Raw genomic sequence first — 8,649 nt, forward strand, 5'->3', positions numbered from 1 at the left:
ATGAGCGACAACGCACCCCCCGCCGCCGGCTTCTCGCACGAGAAGGTCGAGACGAGCAACTTCCTGATGATCGTGCTGATCCTGCTGGTCGTCGCCATCGGCGGCCTCGTGGAGATCGTGCCGCTGTTCTTCCAGAAGTCCACCACCGAGCCCATCACGGGCATGAAGCCCTCTACCGCGCTGCAGGTCGCCGGCCGCGACATCTACGTGCGCGAGGGCTGCTACAACTGCCACTCGCAGATGATCCGGCCCTTCCGCGCCGAGACGCTGCGCTACGGCCACTACTCTGTGGCGGGCGAGTTCGTGTGGGACCACCCGTTCCAGTGGGGCTCCAAGCGCACCGGGCCGGACCTGCAACGCGTGGGCGGAAAGTACAGCGACGAGTGGCACCGCATCCACCTCAACAACCCGCGTGACGTGGTGCCCGAGTCCAACATGCCGGCCTATTCCTGGCTGGACAAGAACCCGGCCGACGCCGCCACCATCTCGGCGCACATGCGCGCGCTGCGCACGGTCGGCGTTCCGTACACCGACGAACAGATCGCCAAGGCGCCCGAGGAACTCAAGGGCAAGACCGAGCAGGACGCGCTGGTCGCCTACCTGCAGTCCCTGGGCACCGCCCTGAAGTAAGGAGAACCCCATGGATATCACCCTGCTGCGCGTGATCGCCACCGTCGTGTCCTTCGTGACCTTCGTCTCGATCTGGGCCTGGGCCTGGAAGCGCTCCAACCGTGCGCGGTTCGAGCAGGACGGGCTGATCCCCTTCCAGCAAGACTGACGAGGAAGCAACGTGAGCGATTTCATCAACGGCTTCTGGTCGAACTACATCGCCGTCTTCACCACGGCCGCCATTGCCGGCTGCGCATTGCTGCTGTGGATCACGGCGCGCAAGAAGGTCCCGGCGCGCAGCGACAACACCACGGGCCACGTCTGGGACGAGGACCTCACCGAGATGAACAACCCGCTGCCCCTGTGGTGGGTGGGCCTGTTCGTGCTGACCATCGTGTTCGGCATCGGCTACCTGTTCCTCTATCCCGGCTTCGGCGATTACCCGGGCTCGCTGAAATGGAGCACCCGCGGCGAATACACGGCCGAAGTGACTACGGCCAACAAGGAACTGGAGCCGCTCTACGCGCAGTTCACCGCGAAGGCGCCGGAGGAACTCGCCGGCGACCCTGCCGCGATGGCGGTCGGCGAGCGCCTGTTCATGAACAACTGCGCCCAATGCCACGGCTCCGACGCGCGCGGCGGCAAGGGCTTCCCCAACCTCACCGACAACGACTGGCTGCACGGCGGCACGCCCGACAAGATCAACGAGACCATCACGAAGGGCCGTATCGGCATGATGCCTCCGATGGCGGCCGCGGTCGGCAGCGCCGACGACGTGAAGAACGTCGCCAACTACGTGCTGTCCCTCTCGGGTGCGCCGCACGACTCCGTGCGCGCCCAGCTGGGCAAGCCGAAGTTCGTCGCCTGCGCCGCCTGCCACGGCGCCGACGGCAAGGGCAACCAGGCCATTGGCGCGCCGAACCTCACCGACGATATCTGGCTGCACGGCTACGGTGAGCAGGCCGTGATCGCGATGGTCAACAACGGCAAGACCAACCAGATGCCGGCGCAGGAGGAGAAGCTCACCACCGCGCAGATCCACGTGCTCACGAGTTACGTCTGGGGGCTGTCGCACGGCAGGCCGCAGGCCAGCGCGAAGCAGTGATCCGCTGCAGCGCCGGCACGCGCGCCGGCAGCCAGGGCCCCGAGGGGCCCTTTCGTCCTTGCGTCTGATCAAGGTCAAGTGGCCGCAGCGGCCCGCAGCGCACCATGGCAAGGTCATGAAAGTCATCCCCATCACTCCGCTGCAGGTTGCGGAAGAGGACGACGGCCACCGGCTGTACGCGTCCGAGAAGAAGATCTATCCGCGTGCCGTCACGGGCCGCTTTGCCCGCTGGCGCTGGGGCTTCGTCGCATTCACCCAGCTGGTGTTCTACGGGCTGCCCTGGCTGCAGTGGAACGACCGCCAGGCCGTGCTGTTCGACCTGGGCGCCCGCCGCTTCTACCTGTTCGGCTATGTCCTGTACCCGCAGGACTTCATCTACCTCACCGGCCTGCTGGTGCTCAGCGCGCTGTCGCTCTTCCTGTTCACGGCGATCGCCGGGCGCCTGTGGTGCGGCTTCACCTGCCCGCAGACGGTGTACACGGAAATGTTCCTGTGGATCGAGCGCAAGGTCGAGGGCGACCGGCCGCAGCGCATGAAGCTCGACGCCGCTTCGTTCTCGCTCGAGAAGCTGGTGAAGAAGTCGTTCAAGCACCTGCTGTGGGGCATGCTGGCGATGTGGACCGGCTTCACCTTCGTCGGCTACTTCACGCCGATCACCGCGCTGTCGATGGAGTTCATCCAGACCCGCATGGGATCGTGGGAGGTGTTCTGGGTGTTCTTCTACGCCTTCGCGACCTACGGCAATGCCGGTTTCATGCGCGAGCAGGTGTGCAAGTACATGTGCCCGTATGCGCGCTTCCAGAGCGCGATGTTCGACCACGACACGCTGATCGTCAGCTACGACGCCGCGCGCGGCGAACCCCGCGGCACGCGCGGCCGCAAGGACGACTTCCGCGCCAAGGGCCTGGGCGCCTGCATCGACTGCGACCTGTGCGTGCAGGTCTGCCCGACGGGCATCGACATCCGCAAGGGCCTGCAGTACGAGTGCATCGGCTGCGGCGGCTGCGTGGACGTGTGCAACACGGTGATGGACAAGATGCACTACCCGCGCGGGCTCATCCGCTTCACCACGCAGAACGCCCTGAAACAGGGCGCGAGCGCGGGCAGCGGCTACATCCTGCGCCGCGTGCTGCGTCCGCGCGTGCTCGTCTACGGGACCATCCTGCTTGTGCTCACGGCCGCCATGATGTTCAGCCTGGCCTTGCGCACGCCGCTGCGGGTGGACGTGGTACGCGACCGCGCCGCGTTGTCGCGCATCGTCGCCGGCGGCAAGCTGGAGAACGTCTACCGCCTGCAGGTGATGAACGCCACGGAGCAGCCGCAGCGCTATCACCTCGCGGCCGAAGGCCTGCAGGACCTGGCCGTGGCATCGGAACCCGTGGTCGAGGTCGGCCCGGCGGAATCGCGCTGGGTGGCGGTGCGGCTGCAGATCCCGTACGGGAGCGCGCCGTCCGGTTCGCATCCCATCCATTTCGACATCCGCTCGGAGCAGGGCGCCGACCACGTGCGCGAGAAGTCCGTGTTCCTGGTGCCGCGCTGAAGGAGACCGCATGAAGCACGATGAAGTGAAGAAGTCCTTGCCCTGGTACCGCTATGTCCACGTCTGGATGGTGATCGCGGGTCCCGCGATCGTGGTGGTCGCCGCACTCGCGACGGGCTACATCGCCATGCGCGGCGCCGACCCGGTGGTGGACGCGGACTACTACCGCCGCGGCATGGAGATCAACAAGACGCTGGCGCAGAAGGCCAGGCTGCCCGCGCTGGAAGGCCGCAATCACGCCGCCACCCAGCCGGCCGAGCCCTGAACCGGGCGCGACAGCACCCTTTCCACTCCAAGGAGACAAGCATGGGCACCCGACTGTTCTGGATTGCATGGCCGGCCTTCCTCGCCGCGTGCGTGCTGGAACTGCTGGTCTTCGCGTTCGTCGACCCCACCGAACTGCACTGGGCCGGCGACACGGTCCACTGGTCGCGGCAAGCGGTGTACACCGTCACCTTCTTTGCGTTCTGGGCCGTGGGCGCGGGCGCATGCGCCTTGACGGCGCTGCTGCGCCTCGAGCCCGCCGAAGTCAACGCGCTCGATCACGGCGAGGCGGCGGCGGGCCCGTAGAGCTCCGCACCTGGGGAAGGAGAGGCCGCTGCGGCACGCACAGCGGCTTTTCTTTTGTTGTTTAGCGATCTTGGGGAGTCTCAGTCAGTGCGGCCCTGGTCCTGCAGAGTGCCGGGGTGCACCGATGTTCGCGCTGAAGGCTCCGCGCGCACAGTGTTGCGGCGGTTGCAGCGGAACCCGTAGGCTGGTGGTGAGCCGCAGGCGAACCCCAGCTTGCTGCGCTACGCTGGATCGCTGGGGTTCGCGTTGCTCACCGCCAGCCTACAAATGCGGGGCACCGTGAGTCTTCCCCGCAGGGGCCCGACTGCGCATCGTCGCGGCAGGCGGCGTGCGGTGCAGGCCCGCATGACGGGCATCGCCTGGAAGCCGGTCCGGGCGGCGGAGCGCGGGGCGAGAGCGTCAGCGTCGAGCCGCGCGCACGTTTCATGCGACCGCGGCACTTGTTTGAGCAGAGAGTTTGCCGCGACCAGCGGTCAAACTCTCTGCGAGTTGTGCCGCGCGACGCCGCCCGGACCGGTTTCCAGGGGAGTCGGTGCGCGCAGCGGCCGACGGATGCCCAGCGGGCCTGCACCGCTCGCCGCGTGCCGCGACGCCCACCGGCCTTCGAAGAGCGCACCTCTTCGTGCTTCCCGGAAGTCGAAGAACCTCCTTTTCGCTCGCGCCACCGTCGCGGCCAACTGTCGAGCTTGAAGGCCATCTCCTACACGCCGTTGCCGCCCGTCCTACGCGCGACGCCCTGCAGAGCTTCGTACAGTATGGAACCCGATGAAAAACTTCCTTACGTCTACCGGCACGGTCGTTGCATTGCTTACGACTGGTGGCGTCTGCGCCGAAGCCGCTGCGCAGTCCCTCGGGACGCCCAGCGTGGAGGTGCTGATGGGCCGTCCCTTGCAGATGGATGTGCCGGCGCGATTCGCGACGGCAGGGGACGCGGAGGAGTGCGTCCACGCGGACGTGTTCTACGGGGAGACGCGGGTGGCGACGACGCGCGTGCGGGCCACGGTGTCCGGGCCGCCGGAGCAGCGCCGCATCCGCGTGGAATCCAATGCGCCGATCGACGAACCGGTGGTCACCGTCTCGATCAGGGTGGGATGCCACAACACGATCACGCGCAATTACACCTTGCTGCCGGAGTTCCCGTCCGAGCGCGCGATGGCCGTCGCGGATGCCCGCACCGCGATGGCGGATGCAACGCCCGTCGTTCCGCTGCGCGCATCCACCGCCGCCGCGAGATCGCCGCGACGCGTCACGGCGGCCGTCGGTGCGGGGACCAGTCCCCACGCGAGCGTGCTGGCGCAGGGCGAGGCCCATGCCAAGCCCGTTACGGCGGCGCGGCATGGCCACAAGGGGCGCGTCCACAGCGAGGCACCGGCCCGCAGTCCCCGCCTGAGCCTGGAGGCAATCGAGCTGCCGCCCACCGATAGCTTGCGCGTGAGCACCAGCCTGGCCGAGCCGGAGGGCGACGCCGCCCGCCGGGCGGCTGCTGCCTTGCTATGGCAGGCGATCAATGCCGGCCCGCAGGAGCTGCTGCGCACCGGCGCGATGCTCCAGAAACTGGAACAGGACCTCGCCGCGCTGCGCGAAGACGCCGCGCGCTCCCGGCAGGAGATCGCCGCGCTGCGCCAGCGCCTGGACCCCGGCCGGCCCTGGTACGCCTCGGATCTGCTGGTGAAGCTGCTCGCGCTGCTGGTGCTCGCCGCGGCCGCGATCGCAGGCGTGCTCGGCTACCGCGCGCGACAGGCGCGCCGATGGGAAGAAGCCTGGTACGAGCTGGCAGAGTCGAACGACGCATCGCTGGAGGAGGGCGAGCGCGTCGTCGGGGAAGTCGGGCCGCGCTTCGCGTCCGCTCGCATCTCCACGCCTGCCCCCGGCACCGAGACGCCGCGCCGCGCCGACGCAGCGAAGGCAACCATCGCGGCCCCGATCGAGGACCGCCCGCCGGCCGCGCAGGCGGGCTTCGACGGGGTGGAGACGCCGCCGCGGCGCCCCGGCCCCGGGCAGCGCAAGGCAGAGGCCGCCCTGCGCGTGGAGACCCTCGCTGCGACATTCGCCGAGGTGGAGTTCCTGCAGTCGCTCGGGCTCACGCAGGACGCCATGGACCGGCTCAAGGCCTACCTGCAGGACAGCGACCAGCCCGCGCCGCTCGCGTACCTGGAGCTCATGCGCCTGAGCGAAGAGGCCGGCGACTCCGCCGCCGTGGCGGCCGTGCGCCGGCGTTACGCGAGCACGTTCCGGGTCGAGGCGCCGCGCCTGCCGCAGATCAGCGCCGACACCGGTGTCGACGCGATGCCGGAGCTGTGCGCGCGGCTCACCCGCGCCTGGGGGAGCCCCGACGCATTGGCCACGCTGGAGCAGGCGCTGTCCAGCGTTCCGACGCCGGCGGTCCCCATGAGCGTTCGCGCCGGCCGCGAGCTCTTGTTGCTGCATGCGCTGGCGACGCAGGGGACCGGCGCTGCCACCGGTGCAGCGGATACCCACCCGGTCGCGCCCTGGGCCGACGCGCAGGACGCGCACGACGCGCAGGCCACCCTGGCGCAGGCCGCGCAAGTGCAAGGCGGCGGGCGCTTCGGGCTGGACGTGGACCTGTCGGAGCAGGCCAGCGATGCCTGGGAGGTGTCCACGCCCGTGCCGCCCGAACTGCAACGTGTGCCCGCCCCGCAACCGGTGCAGGTCGTCTCCCAGCGGGAACTGGAGCGCCGGCGGCAGGAAGAGGCAGCGGAGGCCTTCAGTGCGGCGGTGGCAGCGGAACGCGTGCCGGTGAGCCGCTATTGAAGCGAGGACGAGGAGGCGCCATGGCATTGCTGCAGCAGCGAACCGCACCCGGAGCCAAGCCGATCACGCGCATAGCCGCGCTGCCGGTGCGCCAGCATTCGCCGGGACGCGCGGGCCGCCCGGCCTGGCTGTCCACGGCGCCGCTGCCGCCCGCCGACGAGCTGCAGCGCCTGGCGGAGCTGCGCGCCTTCGACGTCCTGGACACCGGGGCCGACGAAGACTTCGACCGGCTCGTGCAACTGGCCACGCTGCTGTGCGGAGCGCCCATGGGCGCGCTCACCTTCGTGGACACCGAGCGCCAGTGGTACAAGGCGCGCGTGGGCCTGCCCGTGCAACAGGTTGCGCGCGACAAGTCCTTCTGCGGGCACGCGATCCTCGACGCGGAGCGGCTGCTCGAGATTCCCGACGTGGCCCGGCTCGGATGGGCCGATCCGCAGCCCTGGGGGCCGCAAGGGCCGACGCTGCGCTTCTATGCGGGTGTGCCGCTGCGCACGCGCAAGGGCAGCTCCATCGGCACGCTCTGCATCATGGACCAGGTGCCGCGCCGGCTCACCGACAGCCAGCGCGACGCACTCATCAAGCTGGCGCAATCCGCATCGCGCCTGCTGGAGCTGCGGCGCGAGCTGCGCATCGCCGCCGAGACCGACCGCCTCACGGGCCTGCCCAACTGGTTCCACTTCGAGCACGAGTTCGAGCGCTGCAAGCCAGCCTGCGGCGTCCTGGCCTTCGTGCGGCTGAAGACCATCAACCAGATCAGCTCGGCCCATGGCTTCCGCGTCGCCGACGCCTTGATCCAGCAGGCGGCCGACCGGTTGCGCGTGTTCGCCGAGCAGGGCGCGTTGATCGGGCGCGTCAAGCGGGGGTTGTTCGTGCTGTTCTTTCCGGATGCGCGCGCGGCCGGGTTCGCGCAAGGCCTTGCCTACGAGCTCGCGGCCAGTCTCGCCGAGCCCTACGAGGTCCAAAACCTCGCGCTGACATGCCGCGTGAACCTGGGCTTCGCGGCGTGTCCCGCCGACGGCCGCACGCTGGACGAGCTGGTGCACGCCGCGGATACCGCCTTGCAGGTGGCCATCGAGCGCGACCAGACGGTGGCGTTCTTCGACCGCTCGGTAGACCACGTGCTCGGCTTGCACTTCCGCCTGGAGCCGCAGCTGCGGCGCGCGCTGGAGCGCGACGAGTTCGTCAACCACTACCAGCCCAAGGTGGACCTCGCCACCGGCCGCATCGTCGGCGTGGAAGCGCTGGTGCGCTGGATGGATCCGCAGCGTGGCCTGGTGCCCCCGGGCGAGTTCGTCCCCGCGCTGGAAAGCACCGGCCTCATCGGCGCGGTGGGGCAGAAGATCCTGGCGCGCGCCATTGTGGACTGGCGCAGCTGGCGCGATGCCGGCCTGCAGCCGCCGCGCATCGCGGTGAACGTCGCCGCGGCGCAGCTGCGCGACGATGAGTTCGTGCCGGCGCTGCAGCGTGCGCTAGCGGTGCTGGATGGCGACGCGTCGGCCTTGAGCATCGAGGTGACCGAGAGCATCCTGATCTCCGACATGGAGCGCACGGTCGGCATCCTGCAGCAGGTCCGGGCGCTCGGCGTGCCGGTCGCCATCGACGACTTCGGCACCGGCTATTCCTCGCTCGCGTACATCGCCGCCCTGCCGATCGACGAACTGAAGATCGACCGCGCCTTCGTCCAGAAGATCACGGCCGAAGCAACGTACGAAGGCATCGTGCGCACCTGCGTCTCGCTGGCGCGCAACCTGAAGCTCAAGGTCGTGGCCGAAGGTGTGGAAACCCAAGCGCAGGCGATCAAGCTGCGCGAGCTGCAATGCGACCAGGCGCAGGGCTTCTTCTACAGCCCGCCGGTGCCGGCGGACGAGCTGGCCCGCTTGCTGGAGAAGGGGCCGTTCAATCCGCTTCGCGGATGAGGGGTGCAAAGGCAAACAACCGGACGCAGAGGACGGTGAGTTCAACCGGTCAAGGCAACATCATTGTTCACCCAAGATGTTGGAGAGACCGGGATGGCGAGACGCAGGGCACGCCTGACATTTCAGGAAAGGCGAGA

8 protein-coding genes are annotated in these 8,649 nt (G+C 69.0%); all 8 read left to right on the forward strand.

The window, feature by feature from the left end:
* The 8 genes from ccoO to JJB11_RS25345 all read left to right on the forward strand — a co-directional run bounded on the left by ccoO (position 1) and on the right by JJB11_RS25345 (position 8,512).
* Positions 1 to 630 (forward strand): cytochrome-c oxidase, cbb3-type subunit II, encoded by a 630-nt coding sequence (gene ccoO, locus JJB11_RS25310; RefSeq protein ID WP_201178031.1) that lies wholly within the window; start codon positions 1 to 3, stop codon positions 628 to 630.
* A 10-nt stretch (positions 631 to 640) separates the two neighbouring features.
* A complete protein-coding gene (locus JJB11_RS25315; RefSeq protein ID WP_201178032.1) occupies positions 641 to 778 on the forward strand; it encodes a cbb3-type cytochrome oxidase subunit 3 in 138 nt (45 codons plus the stop codon).
* A gap of 12 nt (positions 779 to 790) precedes the next feature.
* Positions 791 to 1,714: a cytochrome-c oxidase, cbb3-type subunit III gene (ccoP, locus tag JJB11_RS25320; RefSeq protein ID WP_201178033.1), complete on the forward strand. Its 924-nt coding sequence runs from the start codon at positions 791 to 793 to the stop codon at positions 1,712 to 1,714.
* A 115-nt stretch (positions 1,715 to 1,829) separates the two neighbouring features.
* Positions 1,830 to 3,254 (forward strand): cytochrome c oxidase accessory protein CcoG, encoded by a 1,425-nt coding sequence (gene ccoG, locus JJB11_RS25325; protein WP_201178034.1) that lies wholly within the window; start codon positions 1,830 to 1,832, stop codon positions 3,252 to 3,254.
* A 10-nt stretch (positions 3,255 to 3,264) separates the two neighbouring features.
* The gene (locus JJB11_RS25330) at positions 3,265 to 3,519 is read left to right on the forward strand and encodes a FixH family protein (RefSeq protein WP_201178035.1); all 255 of its coding nucleotides are present in this window, start codon (positions 3,265 to 3,267) and stop codon (positions 3,517 to 3,519) included.
* 41 nt (positions 3,520 to 3,560) lie between these two features.
* Entirely contained in the window at positions 3,561 to 3,824 is a 264-nt protein-coding gene (locus tag JJB11_RS25335; RefSeq protein WP_201178036.1) for a hypothetical protein, read from the forward strand.
* Between the two features lie 765 nt (positions 3,825 to 4,589).
* Positions 4,590 to 6,596 carry a hypothetical protein gene (locus JJB11_RS25340; protein ID WP_201178037.1) on the forward strand — a complete coding sequence of 669 codons (2,007 nt, stop codon included), beginning with the start codon at positions 4,590 to 4,592 and terminating at the stop codon, positions 6,594 to 6,596.
* 20 nt (positions 6,597 to 6,616) lie between these two features.
* Entirely contained in the window at positions 6,617 to 8,512 is a 1,896-nt protein-coding gene (locus tag JJB11_RS25345; protein WP_201178038.1) for a putative bifunctional diguanylate cyclase/phosphodiesterase, read from the forward strand.
* Positions 8,513 to 8,649 lie beyond the last annotated feature (137 nt).

The sequence above is a fragment of the Ramlibacter ginsenosidimutans genome, assembly GCF_016654015.1.
Lineage (GTDB): Bacteria > Pseudomonadota > Gammaproteobacteria > Burkholderiales > Burkholderiaceae_C > Ramlibacter > Ramlibacter ginsenosidimutans.